Raw genomic sequence first — 20596 nt, forward strand, 5'->3', positions numbered from 1 at the left:
CTTATTATTGACTAGAGTCATGCTCTTTTTTGCCTCTTTTGAGATCCTTTTCACTTCTTAGCGCCCTCCCCCCAGTGTCCAAATGACAGCGGTGGGACAGGATCCCTACCCAGGCTAACAAAAGGTTCCCACTGCCCCGGTTTTCACGGGCCATCCTTGGGGCTCAGTTGCGGCGAAACAGGCTGTCCAAGTAGATGCGTGCCGCCCGCCGGTCGCTCTCCCCGCTTTGGAGCAGGAATAACGAGAGCGCTGCCGTCACCACCCGATCCTGATCCCAGTCGGGATGGCGGGAGAGGTAGTTTTGGAGGGTGTCATGCAGCTCCTCGGGAATTTCACTCAAAATGCTAACGCTGTGAGAACTCATAGTCCAACCACTCACTCGGGGTCAAGAGGGGAGAAAACGGCATCCCGCAAAACCTGCGGCCACAGCCAGAACTTGGGCAGCCCGAACAGAGCGAGCCCGCAACATCAAAACCCAACCTAGATAGGCCAAGAGCCTCAGCAGGCTCGCAAGCAGAAAAGCAAGCAATATAGGTTCATAGCTTGCCCCTATCCCGGCGGATGGGAGGGAGGGCATTCACAACTGTTCCTAAGCCTGTCGTGGGCCGTAGAACAGATGAAGTCTTTTCTTTCTAAGGAGAGCGCTCGGGAAAATCTCCACACCACTCGCCCTCAGGTGGGGCTATTCTGCCCTCTGCCCTATGGGGGATGTCAATCCCAAGCCAGGGATCCAACCGGACAAAAGCCTGCCATTGGTCTTGATGGGATGGGAAAAAACGGCGCGATCCCGTTACGTTTCTCAGGGTGTAATTGCCTGAACCTTACCCACCTCCACTTTTCCACAGAAACCCCCGATGCCGCCCCCTGAGGGAAAGGCCCTGTGGAAAACAGCCCACCCGCCTGTGGAAAGTCTGGGGAAAACCTGTGGATTTCCGGGAAATCTGAATTTGTCCAAAAATTTTTGTGTTTGTGTCGAGCATTTCTCAGGGCCACTCAACTCCGTAGCGCAAAAACAGCTCCTTGGAACCGCGGCGGCATTCCAGCAGCTCCAACTGGGGCGGGGATCCCTGCACTTGCCAACCCTCAATGCTGGCAGGCGCATCGGCATATCCACTCAGCAGCACCGGAGCGAGGGTAACCCACAGCTCATCCAAGGCCCCTGCCTGGAGAAATGCCCCCAAAAGCCGCCCCCCACCCAACAACCCCACCCGTTCAATGCCCAAGCTGCGCAGGCGCGCCAGCCGTGCCGGCAGATCCCAATCGGCAGCCACCCAGATGTCCTCAAAGCCGGTTCGGTTCTGCCAAATTTGGGATCCCTTGGGAGTTGTCCACAGCCAACGGGTGAGGGGCTGGCGAAAAAACGGCAAATCCTCAGGAATATCCCCGCTGTCGGAACAGATGATCGTCAGGGGCTGGGGGGATAGGCCCTGAGCAGTTCTGCGTTGGATCAACTCGGGATCCCGAATACGCAGACTGGTGCCGTAGGCTCGCAGAGTGGCGGCCCCCATGATCAAAGCCTGTTGCTGGGCAGCTTGGGTTTCCAAGTGCCGATAGTCCTCAGGGCTGCTGAAGGAGGGCCTCTGCGCTCGGTGGGCTGCGATCTTTCCATCCAAGCTCTGGGCGAAGATGGCAACCAAGTGGGGACGATTCAAAGGCAAGATCGCTGGGAAAGGGTGGGCAAACCCCACAAATTGACCAGAATAGAGTCAGGCATCGCCGGGAGAACCGTGGCACAGACTGTTGTGCCGGTCACCAGCTCGCCCATGCGGAACGGATATGTTAGGAACATTTCAATCATCCACCATCCGGGTTGAAGTCGAGGCCAGTGCATCGACCGTGCAGCGCTGTCTGACAGAGGTGGGATTGTTGCAGCAGTGGATCTGGCCCCAGCAACTGCAGGGATCCCTTCCCGAAAGGCTGGAGCTGGGCAGCACCTTTGCGGCCCAATGGGGCCCCCTCTCGATCATGCACCAGGTCGAAACCCTGCTGCCGGAACGGCTGCGCCTGCTGATGTGGGGAGGAGCCGATGGCTACTGTGACTGGCTGTGGGGGAACGGCTGGGTGCAGTTGCGGGTAGAGGCCGTCTCTCTCCTGCCCTTGGGCTTGGGACAATTGCTGATGCTGCGGCGGCTGCAACAGTTTGCCCAAAGCCAAGAACAGCGCCCCTCTTAGGACTTAAAAAGCGACCTTCCGGCAAAATCCGTGGATCCTCGGCTTGACAAAATGCGTTTCGGTTGCAGCATGCTACTTCTCTAAAGATTTTCCACTACGATAGTTGTAGCAGAGCTTACTCTTCCCGTCCGAGAGGCCCAATGAATCCGCCGACCAGCCCCACCCCAACCGCCATCGAGCAGGAAAAGTTTGAGATCCGCTTGGGAGAAGCCCTCAACCGAGCAGGACTGCTCACCCCCGCCCAACTGGCTCAGGCCATGTGGGAAAAGGCCGATACCCCCTTGATGTTGGGGGAGCTGTGTATGCAGCACGGCTGGATTGCCCCCCGAGATCTCTACCCATTGATTCCGGTCGAATTGGTGCGCATCGGCGAGATCTTGGTGCTGCATGGGTATCTGGAGCTGGAGCACATCCATCAGGCCCTGATTCAGCAGCGGCAGCACCCGGAGCGCAAGCTGGGGGAGATCTTGGTGCAGCAGGGCTGGGTACAACCCCACTGGTTGGAATGGGCCTTGGACAAGCAACAGCGGCTGCGGCGCCAGAAAGGAGCTGCCAACAGTTGGGAGGTGATGGTGGAGCAGTGGTCCACCATTCCCGATCAGCCCCCTCTTTATGTCTCCCCTCTACAGGTAGCCCAAGAGACCTACAGAGTTACCCAGCAATACAAAGCCCAGCTGGAGCGCTACCAAGAGCAAATTGCCATCTTAGAAGCGCAACTGGAGCAGCAGCGGCAGCAGCAACAGCTCCTGGTCGAACAATCGCTGCAGCAGGTTGCCGACCATCAAGCCCGCCAGCAGGAGCAGCAGCAGCGCATTGCCCAATTGGAAGCCCAAATTCAACAGGAGACAGAACAACAAAAGGCTGCCCAACAGCGCATTCGGGAACTGGAGGAGCAACTCCAAGCCCAGCAAACTCAGGGATCCGCGCAACTGCAAGCCGCCCAAGCAGAGCTGGAAATCCTACGTCGCCGCTGCCACGAGCTGACAGAATGGCAATCTCAAGCCAAACACCAGCTGCAAGAGCTGGGATCCCAACTGCAGGAGCAGCAGAAGATACAGCAGGATCAGGCACAGCAGCTCCAAGAGCAAACCCACCTGCGTCATACTCTGCAGCAAATGGAAGCCCAAGTGGCCGCCCTGAACCAGTCGCTGCAGGAGCACCAACACCAACTCCAACTGGCCCAGTCTACGAAGCAGCGCTTAACTGCCGACCTGGCCCACGTTCGCCAAGAAGCTGCCGAGGCCACCCACCGCCTGCAAGTGCAGCTCCAAGAAACCCAAGCCCAACTGCGAGAAACTCAAGATCGCTTGCAGCAAGCCCAAGCCCAAGTGAGCCAGCTCCAGGCCCAACTGCAAGCGGCTCAAGTGGAAAACCGTGCCCTAGCTGCAGCGCTAGCCGAAGCCCGACGAACTTCCCCACCTGCAGCTGCACCGACCCCAGCTTCGGAGAAAGCCCGGCCAGAGGCAGAGGATCTCAAGACCCTGACCGTAGCCGACTGGGCAGCCGAGCTGAGTGCCCCAGAAAGCGAATTGCCCCCGCAGCAATATTTGGGGGAAGAGGACTTGGAAGCTCTACAGCGGGCTACCCCCTGGGTACAGCGGGTATTGACCCAATTGCGGGCGGCTGGCCTAATCGACAATGCCGGCATCGAAACCGTCATTCACGCTTGGGAAAAGGAAGGGGGCACCTTCACGGATGTGCTGGCCCACCACAGCGGCCTCAAGCCGGAGACCGTCAAATTTTTCAGCGAAGGGGGCTACTCTGTTCAACTGGCAGGGGGACGCCACGTGGCCGACTACCTCAAGGCTTCTGGATTGGTCAGTGCCACCCAAATCGAACAGATCCAGAAGCACCTGCCGCCAGGGGGATCCCTGTGTCAGGCCCTTGCCCAAGCCGGGATTCTACGCCGGGCCACTGCCCTGTATTTCGAGCGCCACTTCGGCGGGCAAAAGCCCCGCCGCTCGCTGCGGGAAGAGCTTTAGAGGAACCATGCTCTATCGCTGACGCCAACGACCGACAAGGGATCCGAATACAGACACAAGCTGCCAACAAGATGCCAATTAGACTAGAAACTAGATAGAGATAGATCATCAGAAGCGACCGGTTTCTCACCCCTGAGAGACCCAAGTTACTCGGTAGTTGTGTCGATCTCTTCTGCTATGACTACGGAAGCTCCAACTCGACCTGCTCAGCAGTTCTCGCCCTCGAGAACCCAGGTTCGCCAGCCCTACCCCCACTTCAAGGTGATCGTCTTGGATGACGATTTCAATACCTTTCAGCACGTTACGGAATGTCTGCTGAAATACATCCCCGGCATGACTTTGCCCCTAGCGCGGCAACTGACCGTGCAGGTGGATGCCGAAGGGCAAGCAGTTGTTTGGGTCGGCCCTCAAGAACAGGCGGAGCTCTACCATCAGCAATTGCTGCGGGAGGGGTTGACCATGGCCCCCTTGGAGCCGGCCTGAAGCACCAGGCGTTCGTAGCTGCGCTCAACTGCTGCCAACAGCTCCGCTTGGCCCCAACCGGCGTAAAGGCTGCTGGCAATGGCCAGCCCACCCGCCCCCACCCCTTCCTTGACATAGCCCCGCTCGTAAGCCTGTAGAGGCAAATAGCGGCTATTGGCAAAGCTCAGTTGGGTGGCCAAAAGGGGAGCAACCCCCAACAACTCTGCCAAGGCCACCGTATTGCCCGAGGGATCCTCTGCCACCCAGCGGGTAGTTCCCACAACCACGTTCTCCGGGGGCCAAGGGATCCCCTGCTCTTCCCCCCAGCGCTGCATCAAGGCCAGCACCGCCAACATTTGGGTTCCCCCTGCCAGCAGCACCGCTCCCCGTTGCGCTGCGCCCATCGCCAACCCGGCCACAAAGGGCTGCATGGGATCCCCCACTGCCGCCACCACCTCAGCAGCAGAAGCTCCCCTTGGCAGACGGGCCAATCCCTGCCGGGCCAAGGCCAGCTTTTGGGCGTGGTTGCAGACCGGGTGGCTGCTGTTTACCATGCCCTCTGCTGCCCACCCCAGTCCCAACAACACCGCCAGCGCCGTGGTGGTGCCCCCTGCCACACACTCCCCAATCACACAGTAGCCTTGCTCCAGCCGGGATCCGCGGTCGTACCCTTCTTGCCAAAGGGATCCCACCTGCTCCAAAGACAGAGCCTGTCCTGTGCTCAAGCAGCGGGCCACTCCCCCAGAGCTCACCATTTCTGCCCCCGGCAAAGGTTCCGGCAAGCCACAATCGAACACTCGGCACGGGATCCCCAACTCCCTCAGGATGGCGCAGCTGATCACCACTGGGGAAGGATAGCCATCCGGAGAGGTGGGCAAGCGGTGAGAATGGCCCGCTAGCAACACTTCCCCATCGGCAAGAGCTGTGTAGCGACGCAAGGAGGGGGTAGCGCCGGCAGCCGAAATGCCCGGAACAAGAGCCGTTTCGGTAAACCCCAAGCAGGCCAGAAACAGAGGTCGGGATCCCTGCACCCGTTCGCACCACCGCCGGGCCACAGCCGGCTGAGTGTAAGCCTTAACGCAAGGAAACGGAAGCATACCGGACACCGAGGCAAACAAGCCAGAGTCTATCCTGAGCCAGAAGGGCGGGATCCCGTACTCGCAGGAGGGGTTGCCTCCTGCTGAGGCAATCGGATTCGGATAGGATGGGTATACCCAATGCAGTTTATTCAGGGCAAACGGAAGGCCATGAGCTTCTTCGACTCTGAGATCGTCCAAGAGGAAGCCAAGCAACTGTTTCAGGATTTCCAAAACCTGATGCAGCTTGGTCAACGGTACGGCCAATTCGACCGGGAAGGCAAAAAAATCTTCATCGAACAGATGGAGGAGTTGCTGGAGCGCCAGCGCATTTTCATGAAGCGGCTGGAACTCTCCGACGACTTTATGGCTCAAATGACCATCAAACAACTGCAAACTCAGCTTGGGGGGTTTGGGCTCTCCCTGACCCAAATGTTTGACCAAATGCACCAGACCCTAGAGCGCATGAAAGCTGAGGCAGACGCTGAGCGTTGACCCCCAAGAACGACCTACACGAAGGGATCATGTCTTCTTCCCGCCAGACCCGCAACCAGAAATTGATTCTGGAGGTGCTAGAGCATCGTTCACAACCCCTTTCGGCGCAAGAGATCTTTTTGGAGTTGCGCAATGCCAACCACACCGTCGGTCTGGCCACGGTTTACCGAGTTTTGGATGCTCTGCGCAATGAGGGCAAGCTGCAGGCGGTCAACTTGGGAGACCAGCAGACCTACTACCAGGTTCTGCCCAGCAATGGCCACAACCGCCATCACCTGATCTGCACCGAATGTCGGCGGGTGGTGCCTTTGCCCGATTGTCCGGTGGAAGATTTGGAGGCACAGCTTTCCAGCCGATACCAATTTGCGATCGAGTACCATGTGCTTGACTTCTACGGCGTCTGTGCCCAGTGCCGTGGAGGAGTTGGGCCAAGCCCGGACTCACGGCGTTCCTCTTTTCTCAAAGCTAAGCCCAAATGATGAGCTATCTCTGGACGGTGTTGATCGGGCTGGCTGGCGCCCTGATCGGGGTCAAGCTGAGGCTTCCGGCAGGAGCGCTGGTGGGCTCCATGGTGGCGGTGGGTCTGGTGAATGTCTGGGGGGCGATCCCAATTCCCGCTCCCCCAGCCGGGATCCGTTTTGCCATGCAGGTGGTGTTGGGCATTCTTTTGGGTACTAAGCTCACTGCCGATACGCTTCTGGCCCTGAAAGATCTGTGGCGACCAGCCCTGCTCTGTACAGTGATTGCGGTGGGCACGGGGGTCTTGTCGGGGTACCTGATCTCCCGTTGGCTGGGGATCGAGCGCTTGACTGCCATCTTGGGCACAGCTCCAGGAGGCATTTCCGACATGAGCCTGATAGCCCTGGACATGGGAGCCCAAACCAGCACAGTGGTGGTCATGCACTTGGCACGCCTGATCAGTGTCGTCGTGGTCGTCCCCTGGGTGGTGCGACTGCTCGTTCAGCCGGGCACGAGTTAGCTAGACCGCCGGGAAGCCCCGCCCTCTGTGCATCAGCATGAGTGCCGGAGTATGTCACGAAAGTCCTCGGAGCAGAGATGGTGGGTGGGTTAGACTAAGGGCGATACAGAACTTAACAACTGAACCGCTGCCTTGGAACTTTCCCCTTCTCCACTCACCTGCCATGCCGACGCTGCCGGATCCCCTTGGAGCGCTACTCTCTGTTCTGCAGATGGCTCTTTGGGGAATGTCTCCTCTGGCCAAGGCGATTGGTGGCCTCTACAGCTGCATTGGCAGGGGGAGCCAGACCCGGTACAGCCTGAGCTGGTGCAGGTGGATCCCGTGCTGCGCTTGCTGCTTTTGGGGGATGGCTTTACCACCCGTAATCTTGCTGCCTTGATCCAAGAGCCGATTCAGGCTCATCTGCTGGACACGGGCCGGGTTGATTTACAGGCAGAGCAGGGCACTGCCCCCAAGTCCATGCAACAGCTGGCCAGAGATTTGGGGCGGCTGGGATCCCCTTTGATGCGGCGGCGGGTTTGGCTGTGCGGGGCAACCTCTCAACAGCCCTTGCTCTATGCCACCTCTTGGTGGAACTCTGAACATTTGGCCCAATACTTGCCCCATCCCGATCGGCCCATTGGCCAAAATCTGATCCAAGAAAAACTGGAGACCTTTCGCGAGCTGCGCGGCCTTTACCACGGCGAGGCAGACCCGGTTGCCCGGCTGCTGCAGTGTCCCGGTCCCTTCTGGGCTAGGCATTATCTTTTGTTGCACAGGGGCCAGCCTTTGACCGTCATCTACGAGGTGTTTTCTCCACGGCTGGCCGCAAGGGCCCTGTCCCGCTAGCGCGACGGAGACCTCCAACGGCGCACGGCTGCGGTGATGGCGGCTGCCACCTGCGGATCCAATTGGGCGCTGGCGGAGATGCGCTGATAGTCCTCCTAAGGTTAGAGAGGCTGCTGGCCCAAGAGCTAAGACACGTAAACCCCTGTTAGAGGCGCGCTCAGGGCTTCTTCCAACTCTGCCAGGCCAAGACGACGCTCCAGGATATCCATCACCTCGCGGCCAAAATCATGGGGGTTGCGATCCCAGGCTTCCAGACACACTTCCCCAAAAAAGGATCCCAGGGGTTCTGGGTTCCAGAGCAGTTTGCGCGCCGTCCAAGGAGTCATGTGCATGGGGTTAAAGCGGTCGTCGATAACACCGATTTTGCGGGCAAAATCTTCTAGATGAGTGTGGGGTTGCAGGCCGATGAAGAAGATGGCCGGCTCAACTTTGTCGCGACCAAAGATGGCTTCCAGCTCGCGATGGTACCGTACTGTTTGCCGAATGGTTTCCGGTCGCTCGTCGATGACATTAAAGGAGTAATTGACCGAAACCAGATCGTTGAACCCTGCCTGTTTGAGGTAGCGGCAGCTCTCCAGTACCGTGCGCAGGTTATAGCCCATGCGCATTTTGCGCACCAGTTCCTGGGATCCGCTGGTGATGCCGATCTCGAAGTAGCTCATGCCAGTTTTCACCATGAGCTCGGCCAGCTTTGGGGTGAGGTTGTCGGCCCGAATATAGGCAGCCCAGCGAATATCGGTCATGCCGGCATCAAGGATTTTCTGCAGCAATTCCTCCGCATCCTCAATGTAGCGGCGGGCAGGGATAAACTGGGCGTCAGTAAACCAAAAGTTTCGCACTCCTCGCTCGTACAACTGCATCATTTCTCGGATCACCTCATCCACAGGGTTGAGGCGCACCTGCTTGCCTTCGATGACGGTGTAGATGCAGTAGCAGCAGTTGTGGGGGCAGCCGCGCTTGGTTTGTACCCCAATGTAAAAGTCGCCCCCTTCTAAGTAGTAGTCAATTTCCGGCCAAATGGCGGTGATGTAGGTGTAATCACAGGCGGTTTTTTGCAGAGGTTGAGGCGGCTCGTGGATCAAACCTGGGCGAGGTTGCTCCAGCTTGGCCCGATAGCAGCGCTCTGTGGCTAGGCTTTGCCCTTGGATGACTTTTTCCAGCAGCGTTTCTCCTTCCCCCACCGAGATGATGGTGCCTTGGGGCAGGTAGCGGCCCAATTGTTCGTAGAAGACGCTGACTGCCCCACCCCCCAACACCGCTTCAGCGTGAGGTTTGTAGCGCCTGGCTCTGCGGATCCCCTGCCAGACCAGCCGGGTGTTGCGCCAAATCTCGCCATAGTAGGCCAGCACCAGCCTGAGGCTATTCAGGGATCCCCGCAATTTTTTCAGGGGGTTGCGGGCGTAGAAAAACTCAAAAGAGTGTTGCAACAGGTTGCCGGCCCGCCCGTTCACCGGCGCATAGACTTGAATATCTCGCCAAGAGAAAACCAGCAAATCCGGCTGAAACTGATCGATTTGCTCCAGCATGCGGCGGCGAAAATCCAAGGGCGGGAAGGTGCCCATATCGAAGATGCGCTGCTCAACTTGGGGGAACAGCTTGTGGACATGATCGGCCAAATAAACCACCCCAATGGGAAAAATGGGATTGCAGGGCAGCCGCACATAGAGGATTTTTTGAATCTTCAGGTTCGAGGCCATATAACCTGAGAGCTTACTTTACATCTCTTCACTCACTCTAATCGCTTTTTGAGGGGCGCGGCGGCAGGGATCCAGAAGGGACAAAGATAAGCTAAAGTTGAAGCAACCAGCAGGGTCGGACCTGAGGAGAGGGTATGACTCCAGAGGGCCCAATTTGGCACAGTCGCTATCGGCCAGAGCGGCGATTGAGCAAGCGCAGCGGCAGACATACCTATCTGGCTCAGGATTTGCTCACCTCGGAACAGGTGGTGATCAAGCTGCTGCTCTTCGGGCCAGACTTTGATTGGGCCGACCTGAAGCTGTTCGAGCGGGAAGCCCAGATCCTGCAGACCCTCTCCCATCCGGCCATTCCTGAATACCGCGACCACTTCGAGATCAGCCTAGAGGGAGGACGGGGCCTAGCCCTGGTGCAAACCTACATCGACGCCCCCTCGCTACAGGAGTGGATGGAGCAAGGGCGGCGCTTTGCCGAGCCGGAGGTGCGGGAGCTGGCGCAAAAGCTGCTGCGCATTCTCGTCTACCTGCACGAACTCCATCCCCCCGTCATTCACCGAGATCTCAAGCCCAGCAACATTCTCTTGGGATCCGACCAGCAGGTGTACCTAGTGGATTTTGGCTCGGTTCAGGCGGCTGCTCCACGGGAGCAGGGATCCTACACCGTGGTGGGGAGCTACGGCTACATGCCCCTAGAGCAATTTGGCGGCAGAACCGTGCCCGCTTCCGATCTCTACAGCTTAGGTGCCACCCTAATCCACCTGCTCACCGGCCAACACCCGGCGGATCTGCCCCAGGAGGGAGCCCGGATTGTGTTCGAGCAAGCGGTGCACCTGAGCCCGCCCTTTCGCGACTGGCTGCGGTGGATGACGGAACCTTTGGCGGCAGATCGTCCCGCTTCCGCCCGGCAGGCCCTGGAGGCGCTGGAGCATTTGGATCGTCGTCCCGCCTTGATTCCCTCAGACGCAGCAGCAGTCCCTACTCGACAGCCAGCAGGCAGCCGGATTCAACTGCACAAGTCTGAACAGACCTTTCAGGTGGTGATCCCGGTCCGGCAAATCGGTGTTTTGGTGTTGCTGCCTTTCGCCATCGCTTGGAACTCCTTCACCACCTTTTTCACGATCATATCGGTTGGGCATGCGCCTTTTCCGGGCAATCTGTTGTTTGGCCTATTCATCCTGCCCTTCTGGACGGTGGGGTTGGTGATGGTGGGCGTGATCCTCTACGGTCTATTCGGCAAAGTCCACCTACGGATCGACACAAAATACATTCGCCTGGTTCACGAGGTGTTTGGCCTGCGCTTTCGCAGAGTTCCCCCCAGTCGGCGATGGGATATTGACCGGCTAGAGCTGATCCCATGCCAAAGCCCACAGTTGAACATCTGGGCGGGCAACCGCAAATACGAGTTGGGAGCGGGGATCCCTTTGCAGGAGCCAGAGCTGGAGTGGTTGGCCTCGGAACTAAGCCGTTGGCTGAAGATCCCAGTTGAACGGCGAAAGGTGTAGTCGTTAGGTTTTTTGCATTTAGTTATGATAAGGACAGTTTTTGGGTAAGGTCTGATGAGTTATCTTGCTGCAGATCACAGCAAATAAAATAGCAAAAAATTATAGCTTTCCTGAAAACAGAATCCAGATCCACATCGGCAAAGAGGCAGGATGCAAACAGTTTATCCAAGGCCTGCTGTAATAGCTCGCTCTGGATCCCCGTGGCGCTACCTCCCAAAAAGATATGGAAAATGATACACCAGAGATTCCATCGCTGGAGTTGCTTGGGAGTTTGGGAAAGACCCTGACTTAGAGCATCTTATCCTTGACTCAACTGTCGTTCGTGCTCACCCCTGGGCAGCCGCAAAAAAAGGGGAGCAAGCTTTGGGGAGGAGTCGAGGTGGATACAGCACTCAGATCCATGTGAGTGTGGATGGTTTGGGGAAGCCGTTAGTGTTTAGAATCACAGCAGGGCAAAGCAGGATATTACCCAAGCAGAGGCATTACCAGAGAGTTGGCAAGAAGAGCATACGAAGGTGATAGGGGATAAGATTCTCAGGAATTCAGGGAGAGGATAGACAAGGGAAGGCCGGGTGCTGATTCCTTCTAAGAGGAATAGGAGGGTGGTGGGAGATTTGACCGGCACGTTTACAGGGAGAGGCATTTAGTCGATAAAAGATTTTTTTGCGATTTAACACGGATTGCTATATTGGTGCTTGTGCTGAGAATTATCTGGCCAAATTGCTGTGGCTAAAGTTTAAGGGTATATGTGGCAGGCGTGGCTTCTGAGTCAGTGGGGGGTGGCACTCTGGCTCAACCTGGCTCTGGTGGTGCTGGGTCTGCTGAGCCCTCAGAAGGCTTTGACGCGAGCAGGGGTCATCCACGCGGGCCTGCTGGGCCTGCTGGTGTGGGGGGGGCTGGGGGGGCGGGGCTACGCGGTGGTAGCTGCCTATTTTTTAGTGGGAACAGCCGTAACCAAACTGGGGATCCGGCGCAAGCAGGCGCAGGGGATCGCCGAAAAGCGAGAGGGGGCGCGAGGGCCGGAGAACGTCTGGGGATCCGCTTTAACCGGGGCAGTATGTGCGCTAGGATACGCTTTCTTCCCGCATCCCCTGTGGTGGTTGGGATACAGCGCCAGCTTTGCAGCGAAATTGGCCGATACCGTCAGCAGCGAGGTGGGGAAAGCCTATGGCCGCAAGACCTTTTTGATCACCACCTTCCAGTCCGTGCCGGCGGGCACAGAAGGAGCCGTGAGCCTAGAGGGATCCCTGGCGGGAGTGGCGGCAGCGGCAGGGATGGCCGGGTTGGCCTGGGGGATTGGCGGGGAATGGGTAGGGGGCAGCCCATTCTGGTTGGTCATCTGCTGGCTGGCCGGGATCCTGGCCACCCTGGCGGAAAGCTGGATGGGAGTGGTGTTACAACCCCGTTTGGCCTGGATGAGCAATGAAGTGGTGAACGGCATTCAAACAACCTTGGCCGCTCTCCTGGCCGTGGGGTTGGGAGCGCTTTTGGGGATCGGATCCTGAGAACAGGGTTGCTTCGGGACAGTTGCCCAACTCTGGCCCAGAGCAACTGCGCCGCTAACGCCAACACGGGACAAACTGTTGCCCTGCAATCGGGAAGGCTCCCGTTGGATCCCCTCGCATAAGAAAAAGGAGAGAGACGCTCCAGAAGCTCTCTCCCCCAAGCTGGTCAAAACTCTGAACCTCTCTCAGCGCAGGCCGCTGGGCTTGTAGACCAGGAAGCTGAGCACCTGGCACTGCTTAATGTTGTCGAACCCCACCACGCGAATGAAACAGTTGGGGTAGGCGCTGCGGCAAGCCTGCACTTCGCTGAGCACCTCCTGGGGAGAAGTGGCGCTGAACAGGGGCAGCTTCCACAGCGTCCAATAGCGAACCGTTGGTTCAGACGATTCGTTGAACTCTATGGCCGGGATGTAGCCCTGATCCAAGATGTACTGCACCTGCTTGATGATCTGCAGATCCGTCAGCGGCGGCAGATAGGAGAGGGTTTCGTAGCGGCGCTCTTTTGGTAAGGTTTGCATGATGGGTATCACTCCGTTTCGGGTCTAGGGTTTTGTGGGGGGGATCCCGCTTCCGGGTGGGTAACGGGTAGGGATCCTGTTGCTGAGGTGATCCGTTCTAGATGATTGCGGCGGTGCTCCATGTTGGCTTGCTGGATGCCGGCTTTGGCCATCTCCGGCAGGTAATCGACCACCTCCGCAGCAATGTGTTCACGAACGGTCATGATGCGATAGGCCAACTCAGGACGCTCAGCCAGCAAAGCCCGCAGGTAGGCTTCCCCATCCTGAAGGTTTTGCCGAGCGGAGAACTGCTGTAGCCAAAGAGCCCTGGGGGGATCTGTTTCGCTCAGTTGAGCCAGCACCGTGCGCATCGCCTGATAAGTCAGGTAGCTGATCAAGGTCTTGGCGGTGTCTTTGGCGATCTGTTTCAGATCCATTGCCGATCCAGGGAGGGAGCCAGTAGGGCAAGAGAACCGTGGGGATCCCCTGCCCCCAGCAGATCTCTAGAGGGTGTCGACGGCCTTGAACTCGAACTTGATTTCCTTCCACAGCTCGCAGGCAGCCGCCAGCTCTGGCGACCACTTGGCTGCTTCCCGGATAATGTCGTTGCCTTCGCGGGCCAGATCTCGACCTTCGTTACGAGCTTGGATACAAGCCTCCAAGGCCACCCGGTTGGCGGTTGCGCCCGGCGCGTTGCCCCAGGGGTGTCCCAAGGTTCCGCCGCCAAACTGCAGCACCGAGTCGTCGCCGAAGATTTCCACCAGCGCCGGCATGTGCCAAACGTGGATCCCACCGGAAGCCACTGGCATCACCCCTGGCATGGAAGCCCAATCTTGGGTGAAGAAAATGCCGCGGGAGCGATCGGCCTCTACGTAGTTTTCCCGCATGAGATCCACAAAGCCCATCGTGATGGCGCGGTCGCCTTCCAGCTTGCCTACCACCGTACCGGCGTGCAGGTGGTCGCCACCGGACATGCGCAAACACTTGGCCAACACCCGGAAGTGGATGCCATGGTTCTTCTGCCGGTCGATCACCGCGTGCATGGCACGGTGAATGTGCAACAGAATGCCGTTATCCCGGCACCACTTGGCCAGGCTGGTGTTGGCAGTAAAGCCGGCTGTCAAGTAGTCGTGCATGATGATGGGAGCGCCCAACTCCTTGGCAAACTCGGCCCGCTTGAACATCTCTTCACAGGTGGGCGCCGTTACGTTCAAGTAGTGGCCCTTGATCTCGCCGGTTTCCGCTTGGGCCTTGTGGACAGCCTCCATCACGAACAGATAGCGATCTCGCCAGCGCTGGAAGGGCTGGGAGTTGATGTTTTCGTCATCTTTGGTGAAGTCCAAGCCGCCCCGCAGAGCTTCATACACGGCCCGCCCGTAGTTTTTGGCAGAAAGGCCCAACTTGGGCTTGATGGTGCAGCCCAGCAGCGGACGGCCATACTTATTCAATTTGTCCCGCTCCACCTGAATGCCGTGGGGAGGGCCCTGGAAGGTTTTCAGGTAGGCCACCGGGATCCGCACATCTTCCAGCCGCAGCGCCTTTAGGGCCTTAAAGCCAAAAACGTTGCCCACAATCGAGGTGAGCATGTTGGTCACCGAGCCTTCCTCGAACAGATCCAGCGGATAGGCGACGAAGCAGAAGTACTGGTTGTCTTCGCCGGGAACCGGCTCGATGTCATAGCAGCGGCCCTTGTACCGATCCAAGTCGGTCAGCAAATCGGTCCATACCGTTGTCCAAGTGCCTGTCGAAGACTCAGCCGCCACAGCCGCCCCCGCCTCTTCGGGAGGAACACCCGGCTGAGGAGTAACCCGGAAACAGGCCAAGACGTCGGTATCCTTGGGTGTGTAGTCGGGAGTGTAATAGGTGAGTCGGTAATCCTTCACCCCGGCTTGATAGCCGCTTTTGGATTGGGTTGCTGAGTAGGCCACGTTGATCTCCCTCTGAACGAATTACAGAACCAGAAAATGCCCTTCACGGATGCAACCAAGAGGAAAAACTCAGGGCCAAAACTCGAGACCGCCGAGTTTCCGTGAATAAGACCGCCCCACAACCATGAGGCCAAAGTTGGGCTTTAAGACACTCTTCATCCCGGCGGATGGAAGCCCTAAACCCTTCTTTTCGAGCGCCTTCAATTACTAGCTTCGACTCCCTGGATTTGCGAACCCAGCGGAAAGGAATTTATACAGCGCCTAAGCTAGAATCTCGGCAAACACAACTCTATATAGGTTTAATCCTAAGCTACCATCCGCAATAATGGGCTGATCATTACTTTCTTTATGAGTTTGATTAGTTTAATTAAAGTGAGGCCCCCTGCTTCCCGCTGAGAATACAGATTTCTTTGGCTTTCTTAATATCCTTTGGGTGGAATCCCTGGCCAAAACCAAAAGCTCCCTTCTTTGAGGGAGCGGAGCAAGTCCACCCACAGGATCTGGAGGGTTAAGAAACGGCTGCCAGGGTTGGCTGGGGTCTCTTGCTGATCACTTGGTCGATGAGGCCGTACTCTTTGGCTTGTTCTGGGGTCATGAAGTTGTCGCGGTCGGTATCTCGTTCGATGCGCTCTAGAGGTTGACCGGTGTGGTAGGCCAGCAAGCTATTGAGGCTGTTTTTGATGAAGAGGATCTCTTTGGCCTGAATTTCAATATCGGTAGCTGGCCCCTGAGCTCCACCAAGGGGTTGGTGGATCATGATGCGGGCGTGGGGAAGGGCAATGCGCTTGCCTTTGGTGCCCCCTGCCAGCAGAAAGGCTCCCATGCTGGCAGCCAAACCAATGCAGATGGTGGAGACATCCGGCTGAATGTGCTGCATGGTGTCGTAAATGGCCATGCCAGCATAGACAGAGCCGCCGGGGGAGTTGATGTAGAGGTAGATGTCTTTTTCAGGGTCTTCGGACTCCAAGTAGAGCATCTGGGCCACAATCAGGTTAGCAATGTCGTCGTCCACCTGGGTGCCCAAGAAAATGATCCGATCCCGCAAGAGACGCGAGTAAATGTCAAAGGCGCGCTCGCCTCGCGCAGATTGCTCAATAACGGTGGGAATCATGCCAGTCCAAACGATGGGTCAGTCCTTACTAGTGTAGTCTAAGCCACCGGACGGATGCTTTGCTCAGGACGACTCACCGGCCTGCCTCCGTACGGGGCTCAATGGGGTGTGAGCCGGCTAGAACAGCAAAGAGACGGGTGGTTATGGCGGGATCCCTCTTCTTCTGGGATGTGGAACGGGTCTGAGGTGTGGCTCTTTGTGATGTGGTGAAGTGAAGCCAAGATGGACGTGATCCCAGATGAACCGATTGTGATTGCCAGCCTGCTGAGCCTGGCTTTGCTGGGGATCTTGATTCTGAACTTGGCAGGGCGTGGGTCTGGGGATGCAGATTAAAAGGTTGACAAGCTTACTTATCCTTCTTTAGGATTAGGATCGCCTCGTTTCCGAGTGCCCCCATCGTCTAGAGGCCTAGGACACATCCCTTTCACGGATGCGACAGGGGTTCGAATCCCCTTGGGGGTATTGGGTCAGAGTTATAAGATGAAGCCGTCAACAGGGGATCCCTGGCAGCGGTGACACCTTACTCAGACTTTACTCAGAGAGGCTTTGCCGCCACAAACCACTCCAGATACAAGCTGGGAGAGCGGGTCATCTGGGATCCCCATACAAGCGGCATGGGCAGCCGGCCAACTGCCACTCCGTCGAGGGGGATCCCTATTCCACCCTTACTCCTCAACAGGGGAAAAATCTCCAAAGCAGCGGCCTAGAAGGTTAGGCTTAGTTGTCCAATCGGCTACGGCTTGGGTTTGAGCAGACCTAGGGCCTGCCAGGATCAGGTGCTGGCCACCAGAGCTTCAGCCGGCGTGGCGGCGACCAACAGCTCATCTTTGATAAGCTCTGCCAGCTCCTGCAGTTGGCGAATCGCCTCTGCCCCTTCCAATTTCATAAGCTCCCGGTCATCCCGCATTTCTGTCCAGCTAATGGAGCATTCGGAAACCAAAAAGCGGATTAGGTGCCCCTCTCGTAAACTGACCATAAACGAGGCACTCTCGAAAGACGTACCACAGGTGTAGCAAGAGGCTGGGTAGCCCCGCTTCTCCAAAACGATGGCCAGAGCCTGCAAACTCATCACCAGATCTTGAACATAGCTGCGGTATTGTTCCGCCAACCGTGTGAACATCACACTCCTCCCTAACGGATTGGCACTTTTGGGGCTTAGCCTAGCTGCAAATGACCTAACTAGTAATTTATGCTTAGGGCTAGGATTACATCTATCATAACAATCGACAACCCCTCAAGGAAGTGGTTAAGGCCACAGAGTAGGCGAAGTCTACTTCAGTGAAATGTAGTATTCAACACTTCTCTTAACAGGGACATCAAAATTTACCTCGAGTCAATGCTCTTATCTATCGGGATCCTCACCCAGTGCTTGGCCCAGTCTTTTCTCAAAATGGCTCAGGGCTGCTCGTGTCAGCAGGACAGTTGCCTCAAAGCTTTCTCTTGCAAGGGTCTCACCGATCGCGAAGTAAGACGCGGTCTTTTGACAAGAGACCGGCGGGAGTGTCAAGTGGGCCAAGGCTTGCAGACGAATGCAGATCAAGGTGGGTTCCCGCCCGATTATGCTGAGAAAATTCTCGGCATGGACAATTGAGAAGGAACGGCTTGATGCTGACACCTGTTGATCTGGAAAAACGAGTGGCTTATTTGCAGAGTCCCCAAGCCATTCGGGATCGCTGTCAGTTGCTATTGGAAAGGGTTTTGGCCGGTGAATCAGAGCATTTTCGCCTCGACCTGAACCGGCTGGGATCCGTAGCCGACTATGTGATCACCACAATGCGGGCCCATTATCCCAACGGGGAAATTCCCTTCCACAGCCGCTGGCAACATTTTCAAGTGGGATCCGGGGAGCGCCTAGCCCGTTTGGAAAATCGACTTAAAGACATGGATCCGCTGGAGCGGCTGCGATGCAAGTGGGATCTGGCCATCGTCAGCGTGTTGCTGGACGCAGGGGCAGGCTCTGCCTGGAAGTACCGGGATCCAGAAAGTCAGACGGTGGTGGGTCGTTCCGAAGGTTTGGCCTTGGCCAGTTTCGACTGGTTCTGGCGAGGTGGGTTTTCCAGCGATCCCCAGCAGCCTCTGCAGGTGGATGCGGCGGGCCTGGAGCGGATCACCTTGGCGGATTTGGCAGCAGCTTTCCAGGTGGGGCCGGAAAATCCTTTACTGGGACTGGAGGGGCGCTGGCAACTGCTGCAAAGGTTGGCACAAACTTTGCGGGCTCAACCTCATTACTTTGGATCCGGTCACAATCTTCCCCGTCCTGGCCGGTTGTGGGAAGCAATCCAACCCGAGGATCCCAGCGGTGGGATCAAAGCAGCACAGGTCTTCCAGGCAGTTCAGAGGGGGTTTAGCTCCATTTGGCCTGGGCGAGTCTCGCTGGCCGGGATCCCTCTGGGGGATGTCTGGCCCTATCCCCACCTGCCCCAAACGGAGCCGGGGAGCCATTGGGTGCCTTTTCACAAGTTGTTGCAGTGGATGACCTATTCTCTGCTGGAGCCGTTGCAGCAGGAGGGGATCCCAATCGGGGGTTTGGATGAGCTGACGGGTTTGGCGGAGTATCGCAACGGGGGGCTGTTTGTGGATTTGGGGGTGATCCAACTTAAGCAGCCGGAGATTGGGCAGCAACCGCATCCCCCAGATTCGACGGTGATTGTGGAGTGGCGAGCCCTGACGGTGATTTTGCTGGATCAAGTTGCCTCCTTAATCCGGGAAAGGCTTGGCTGCTCTGCCCAGGAGTTGCCCCTGGTGAAAATACTGCAAGGGGGAACCTGGACGGCAGGGCGGCAAATCGCTGCCCAGCTCAGGCCAGATGCTTCTCCCCCCATCCAACTGCTCAGCGATGGCACGGTTTTTTAGGGATCCCCTTTCGAGATTCTTAAGAAGTTCTGTAATAATCTCAGGGCCAAATCAGGACGGGATCCCCAGTGCAGATGCAGGTACGAAGCGTGAAGACGCTCGGTGGCCCATCCTTCCTGTTGAAGCTGGGCGGGGGATCCCCAGCTGTAGATTGGGCTGGGGGAGATGGGGGTGCTGCGGGAGCGGTGAAATTCATGCCCGCGCAGGCGATCCCCGGCTGGCGCCAGCAGGGTTGGGCGCAAAACGGCAGCTGCGCGGTAGCCCAAACATAGCCGGTTGGCCATGTCTACTGTGATGGGCAACAGCCCGGCCATCGGGTAGGTCTTTCCCTGAAAATCGGTGAGGGATTGGCCCAGCACCATCAGTCCGCCGCACTCGGCGTAGAGGGGTGGGTGGGTGGGCGGGGGAGGTTGTTGGTTAATTCTCTCAGATAGAGGTGCTGCAAACAATTCCGGGAACCCTCCCCCCAGCAGCACGCCGTCACAGGGCTCCGGTGGCCATAGCCCCACCTGGAGGGGGGAATACTCCAGCAGCTCGGCTCCACAGGCCCGCAACAGATCCAAGTTGTCGGCGTAGTAGAAGTTAAAGGCGTGGTCTTGGGCCACCGCCACCCGTACCTGTTCGCAGCGGCGGGGCGGAGTCCTTTCGGTGAGAGGGGGGATCCCTGGCCACAGCTCTCCTACCGCTGGAGGAAGCCTCCGAATGAGGGGCAATAGGCTATCCCAATTGACGTGTTGCTCGGCCAGCTCGGCCCAGGCAGCTTGCCAGTGGGGGAAGTGATCCAGTTCTGAGACAGGCACCAACCCCAGGTGTCGGCTGGGCAACCGCAAATCCTCCCGCCGGGGAAACTGGCCCAAGACTGGGATCCCCGCTGCAGCCGCTGCCTGCTGCAAGATTTGTCCATGCCGCTCCGAGGCCACCCGGTTGAAGATCACCCCAGCAATGGAGAGGCGGGGATCCCAGCGGCTCAAGCCGTAGAGCAAAGCGGCCACCGTCGTTCCCATGCCGCTGCCATCGATCACCAGCACCACAGGGATCCCGAGCAGGCGGGCCACATGGGCGCTGCTGGCAAAAAAAGGCTCCGTTCCGCCCTCGGGGAGGGGCAGGGATCCCGGCGCTCGTCCATCGAAGAGGCCCATTACCCCCTCCACAATGGCTCCATCCTTGCCCTGGCAATGGTGGCGAAAGCAGCGCTGCACAAAGTCCTCGTCGGTCAAGAAGGGATCCAAAGTGCGACAGGGGATCCCGCTCACCGCCGTGTGAAACAGAGGATCAATGTAATCCGGCCCCACCTTGAAAGGTTGGATGCGCAGGCCCCGTCGCCTCAGAGCGGCCAACAGAGCCAGAGTGATGGTGGTTTTGCCGCTGCCGCTTGCTGCCGCCGCCAGCAGAATGGCCATCTTTCCTGCCCAAGGGTTAGGTCGTGTTGATCTTATGTTAGGATAGAGAGAATAATTTATAGAGGAAAGAGGATGAAGTTGGTTTTTTTAGATGAAAACAAATGGCAGAAGA

20 protein-coding genes, 1 tRNA gene and 1 pseudogene are annotated in these 20596 nt (G+C 57.6%); 12 read left to right on the forward strand and 10 right to left on the reverse strand.

All coding sequences use genetic code 11. The features are described 5' to 3' along the window. Nucleotides 1-163: 163 nt before the first annotated feature. A complete protein-coding gene (locus ACVWZJ_RS10900; protein ID WP_041436785.1) occupies nucleotides 164-364 on the reverse strand; it encodes a DUF2811 domain-containing protein in 201 nt (66 codons plus the stop codon). A gap of 619 nt (nucleotides 365-983) precedes the next feature. Continuing rightward, a complete protein-coding gene (locus tag ACVWZJ_RS10905; RefSeq protein ID WP_457396050.1) occupies nucleotides 984-1652 on the reverse strand; it encodes a RibD family protein in 669 nt (222 codons plus the stop codon). A gap of 124 nt (nucleotides 1653-1776) precedes the next feature. On the opposite strand from ACVWZJ_RS10905, the gene ACVWZJ_RS10910 reads away from it, so the two are divergent. The 3 genes from ACVWZJ_RS10910 (at nucleotide 1777) to clpS (ending at nucleotide 4637) form a co-directional block, all read left to right on the forward strand. Further along, complete coding sequence (locus ACVWZJ_RS10910; RefSeq protein ID WP_414349609.1) at nucleotides 1777-2172, forward strand: hypothetical protein; 396 nt, start codon at nucleotides 1777-1779, stop codon at nucleotides 2170-2172. Nucleotides 2173-2312: 140 nt separating this feature from the next. Continuing rightward, the gene (locus ACVWZJ_RS10915) at nucleotides 2313-4154 is read left to right on the forward strand and encodes a hypothetical protein (RefSeq protein ID WP_457396052.1); all 1842 of its coding nucleotides are present in this window, start codon (nucleotides 2313-2315) and stop codon (nucleotides 4152-4154) included. 177 nt (nucleotides 4155-4331) lie between these two features. Then, nucleotides 4332-4637 carry an ATP-dependent Clp protease adapter ClpS gene (clpS, locus tag ACVWZJ_RS10920; protein ID WP_011434126.1) on the forward strand — a complete coding sequence of 102 codons (306 nt, stop codon included), beginning with the start codon at nucleotides 4332-4334 and terminating at the stop codon, nucleotides 4635-4637. Here the strand turns inward: clpS and cobT are convergent. Further along, nucleotides 4586-5713 carry a nicotinate mononucleotide-dependent phosphoribosyltransferase CobT gene (cobT, locus tag ACVWZJ_RS10925; protein WP_041436788.1) on the reverse strand — a complete coding sequence of 376 codons (1128 nt, stop codon included), beginning with the start codon at nucleotides 5711-5713 and terminating at the stop codon, nucleotides 4586-4588. The two genes, clpS and cobT, sit on opposite strands and share 52 nt — an antisense overlap. Nucleotides 5714-5863: 150 nt before the next feature. Between cobT and ACVWZJ_RS10930 the strand changes: the two genes are divergently transcribed. From ACVWZJ_RS10930 to ACVWZJ_RS10945, 4 genes are all read left to right on the forward strand, one after another. Then, the gene (locus ACVWZJ_RS10930) at nucleotides 5864-6187 is read left to right on the forward strand and encodes a DUF1825 family protein (RefSeq protein ID WP_011434128.1); all 324 of its coding nucleotides are present in this window, start codon (nucleotides 5864-5866) and stop codon (nucleotides 6185-6187) included. 29 nt (nucleotides 6188-6216) lie between these two features. Then, complete coding sequence (locus tag ACVWZJ_RS10935) at nucleotides 6217-6666, forward strand: Fur family transcriptional regulator (protein WP_457396053.1); 450 nt, start codon at nucleotides 6217-6219, stop codon at nucleotides 6664-6666. Beyond that, on the forward strand, nucleotides 6663-7166 hold the full coding sequence (locus ACVWZJ_RS10940; RefSeq protein ID WP_414330730.1) for an AbrB family transcriptional regulator: 504 nt from the start codon (nucleotides 6663-6665) through the stop codon (nucleotides 7164-7166). Before ACVWZJ_RS10935 ends, ACVWZJ_RS10940 begins: the two co-directional genes overlap by 4 nt. 132 nt (nucleotides 7167-7298) lie before the next feature. Further along, complete coding sequence (locus tag ACVWZJ_RS10945; RefSeq protein ID WP_457396054.1) at nucleotides 7299-7994, forward strand: chorismate pyruvate-lyase family protein; 696 nt, start codon at nucleotides 7299-7301, stop codon at nucleotides 7992-7994. 125 nt (nucleotides 7995-8119) lie between these two features. Here the strand turns inward: ACVWZJ_RS10945 and ACVWZJ_RS10950 are convergent, their stop codons facing one another. Then, a complete protein-coding gene (locus tag ACVWZJ_RS10950) occupies nucleotides 8120-9691 on the reverse strand; it encodes a photosystem II high light acclimation radical SAM protein (RefSeq protein ID WP_414343837.1) in 1572 nt (523 codons plus the stop codon). A gap of 134 nt (nucleotides 9692-9825) precedes the next feature. On the opposite strand from ACVWZJ_RS10950, the gene ACVWZJ_RS10955 reads away from it, so the two are divergent. The 3 genes and pseudogenes from ACVWZJ_RS10955 to ACVWZJ_RS10965 all read left to right on the forward strand — a co-directional run bounded on the left by ACVWZJ_RS10955 (nucleotide 9826) and on the right by ACVWZJ_RS10965 (nucleotide 12695). After that, nucleotides 9826-11190, forward strand: coding sequence for a serine/threonine protein kinase (locus ACVWZJ_RS10955; protein WP_457396056.1), 1365 nt, complete (start codon nucleotides 9826-9828; stop codon nucleotides 11188-11190). 98 nt (nucleotides 11191-11288) lie between these two features. Beyond that, a pseudogene (locus ACVWZJ_RS10960) lies at nucleotides 11289-11842 on the forward strand (IS5 family transposase); the annotation flags it as partial. Between the two features lie 94 nt (nucleotides 11843-11936). After that, nucleotides 11937-12695, forward strand: coding sequence for a TIGR00297 family protein (locus ACVWZJ_RS10965; protein ID WP_011434135.1), 759 nt, complete (start codon nucleotides 11937-11939; stop codon nucleotides 12693-12695). A gap of 185 nt (nucleotides 12696-12880) precedes the next feature. Here the strand turns inward: ACVWZJ_RS10965 and ACVWZJ_RS10970 are convergent, their stop codons facing one another. The 4 genes from ACVWZJ_RS10970 to clpP all read right to left on the reverse strand — a co-directional run bounded on the left by ACVWZJ_RS10970 (nucleotide 12881) and on the right by clpP (nucleotide 16231). Further along, nucleotides 12881-13213, reverse strand: a complete 333-nt coding sequence (locus ACVWZJ_RS10970; RefSeq protein WP_011434136.1) for a ribulose bisphosphate carboxylase small subunit — start codon at nucleotides 13211-13213, stop codon at nucleotides 12881-12883. A gap of 8 nt (nucleotides 13214-13221) precedes the next feature. Then, on the reverse strand, nucleotides 13222-13629 hold the full coding sequence (gene rcbX, locus ACVWZJ_RS10975) for a RuBisCO chaperone RbcX (RefSeq protein WP_414349604.1): 408 nt from the start codon (nucleotides 13627-13629) through the stop codon (nucleotides 13222-13224). A gap of 66 nt (nucleotides 13630-13695) precedes the next feature. Beyond that, the gene (locus ACVWZJ_RS10980; RefSeq protein ID WP_414355962.1) at nucleotides 13696-15120 is read right to left on the reverse strand and encodes a form I ribulose bisphosphate carboxylase large subunit; all 1425 of its coding nucleotides are present in this window, start codon (nucleotides 15118-15120) and stop codon (nucleotides 13696-13698) included. Between the two features lie 508 nt (nucleotides 15121-15628). Beyond that, nucleotides 15629-16231 (reverse strand): ATP-dependent Clp endopeptidase proteolytic subunit ClpP, encoded by a 603-nt coding sequence (clpP, locus tag ACVWZJ_RS10985; RefSeq protein ID WP_011434140.1) that lies wholly within the window; start codon nucleotides 16229-16231, stop codon nucleotides 15629-15631. A 389-nt stretch (nucleotides 16232-16620) separates the two neighbouring features. On the opposite strand from clpP, the gene ACVWZJ_RS10990 reads away from it, so the two are divergent. Next, a tRNA-Glu gene (locus ACVWZJ_RS10990) sits at nucleotides 16621-16693 on the forward strand. 310 nt (nucleotides 16694-17003) lie between these two features. On the opposite strand, the gene ACVWZJ_RS10995 is transcribed toward ACVWZJ_RS10990, so the two are convergent. Then, nucleotides 17004-17351 carry a DUF1815 family protein gene (locus tag ACVWZJ_RS10995; RefSeq protein ID WP_011434143.1) on the reverse strand — a complete coding sequence of 116 codons (348 nt, stop codon included), beginning with the start codon at nucleotides 17349-17351 and terminating at the stop codon, nucleotides 17004-17006. A gap of 485 nt (nucleotides 17352-17836) precedes the next feature. Between ACVWZJ_RS10995 and ACVWZJ_RS11000 the strand changes: the two genes are divergently transcribed. After that, the gene (locus ACVWZJ_RS11000) at nucleotides 17837-19084 is read left to right on the forward strand and encodes a URC4/urg3 family protein (RefSeq protein WP_457396058.1); all 1248 of its coding nucleotides are present in this window, start codon (nucleotides 17837-17839) and stop codon (nucleotides 19082-19084) included. Here the strand turns inward: ACVWZJ_RS11000 and ACVWZJ_RS11005 are convergent. Continuing rightward, nucleotides 19081-20484 (reverse strand): cobyrinate a,c-diamide synthase, encoded by a 1404-nt coding sequence (locus ACVWZJ_RS11005; RefSeq protein WP_414399977.1) that lies wholly within the window; start codon nucleotides 20482-20484, stop codon nucleotides 19081-19083. The two genes, ACVWZJ_RS11000 and ACVWZJ_RS11005, sit on opposite strands and share 4 nt — an antisense overlap. Nucleotides 20485-20596: the final 112 nt, after the last annotated feature.

The organism is Thermostichus sp. OS-CIW-29 (genome assembly GCF_054058195.1).

What these genes read in the sequence shown, in the direction of transcription:
- ACVWZJ_RS10900 (WP_041436785.1), bottom strand. Translation starts at nt 364, where the DNA reads ATGAGTTCTCACAGCGTTAGCATTTTGAGTGAAATTCCCGAGGAGCTG.
- ACVWZJ_RS10910 (WP_414349609.1), top strand. Translation starts at nt 1,777, where the DNA reads ATGTTAGGAACATTTCAATCATCCACCATCCGGGTTGAAGTCGAGGCC.
- ACVWZJ_RS10915 (WP_457396052.1), top strand. Translation starts at nt 2,313, where the DNA reads ATGAATCCGCCGACCAGCCCCACCCCAACCGCCATCGAGCAGGAAAAG.
- clpS (WP_011434126.1), top strand. Translation starts at nt 4,332, where the DNA reads ATGACTACGGAAGCTCCAACTCGACCTGCTCAGCAGTTCTCGCCCTCG.
- cobT (WP_041436788.1), bottom strand. Translation starts at nt 5,713, where the DNA reads ATGCTTCCGTTTCCTTGCGTTAAGGCTTACACTCAGCCGGCTGTGGCC.
- ACVWZJ_RS10930 (WP_011434128.1), top strand. Translation starts at nt 5,864, where the DNA reads ATGAGCTTCTTCGACTCTGAGATCGTCCAAGAGGAAGCCAAGCAACTG.
- ACVWZJ_RS10935 (WP_457396053.1), top strand. Translation starts at nt 6,217, where the DNA reads ATGTCTTCTTCCCGCCAGACCCGCAACCAGAAATTGATTCTGGAGGTG.
- ACVWZJ_RS10940 (WP_414330730.1), top strand. Translation starts at nt 6,663, where the DNA reads ATGATGAGCTATCTCTGGACGGTGTTGATCGGGCTGGCTGGCGCCCTG.
- ACVWZJ_RS10950 (WP_414343837.1), bottom strand. Translation starts at nt 9,691, where the DNA reads ATGGCCTCGAACCTGAAGATTCAAAAAATCCTCTATGTGCGGCTGCCC.
- ACVWZJ_RS10955 (WP_457396056.1), top strand. Translation starts at nt 9,826, where the DNA reads ATGACTCCAGAGGGCCCAATTTGGCACAGTCGCTATCGGCCAGAGCGG.
- ACVWZJ_RS10965 (WP_011434135.1), top strand. Translation starts at nt 11,937, where the DNA reads ATGTGGCAGGCGTGGCTTCTGAGTCAGTGGGGGGTGGCACTCTGGCTC.
- ACVWZJ_RS10970 (WP_011434136.1), bottom strand. Translation starts at nt 13,213, where the DNA reads ATGCAAACCTTACCAAAAGAGCGCCGCTACGAAACCCTCTCCTATCTG.
- rcbX (WP_414349604.1), bottom strand. Translation starts at nt 13,629, where the DNA reads ATGGATCTGAAACAGATCGCCAAAGACACCGCCAAGACCTTGATCAGC.
- clpP (WP_011434140.1), bottom strand. Translation starts at nt 16,231, where the DNA reads ATGATTCCCACCGTTATTGAGCAATCTGCGCGAGGCGAGCGCGCCTTT.
- ACVWZJ_RS10995 (WP_011434143.1), bottom strand. Translation starts at nt 17,351, where the DNA reads ATGTTCACACGGTTGGCGGAACAATACCGCAGCTATGTTCAAGATCTG.
- ACVWZJ_RS11000 (WP_457396058.1), top strand. Translation starts at nt 17,837, where the DNA reads ATGCTGACACCTGTTGATCTGGAAAAACGAGTGGCTTATTTGCAGAGT.
- ACVWZJ_RS11005 (WP_414399977.1), bottom strand. Translation starts at nt 20,484, where the DNA reads ATGGCCATTCTGCTGGCGGCGGCAGCAAGCGGCAGCGGCAAAACCACC.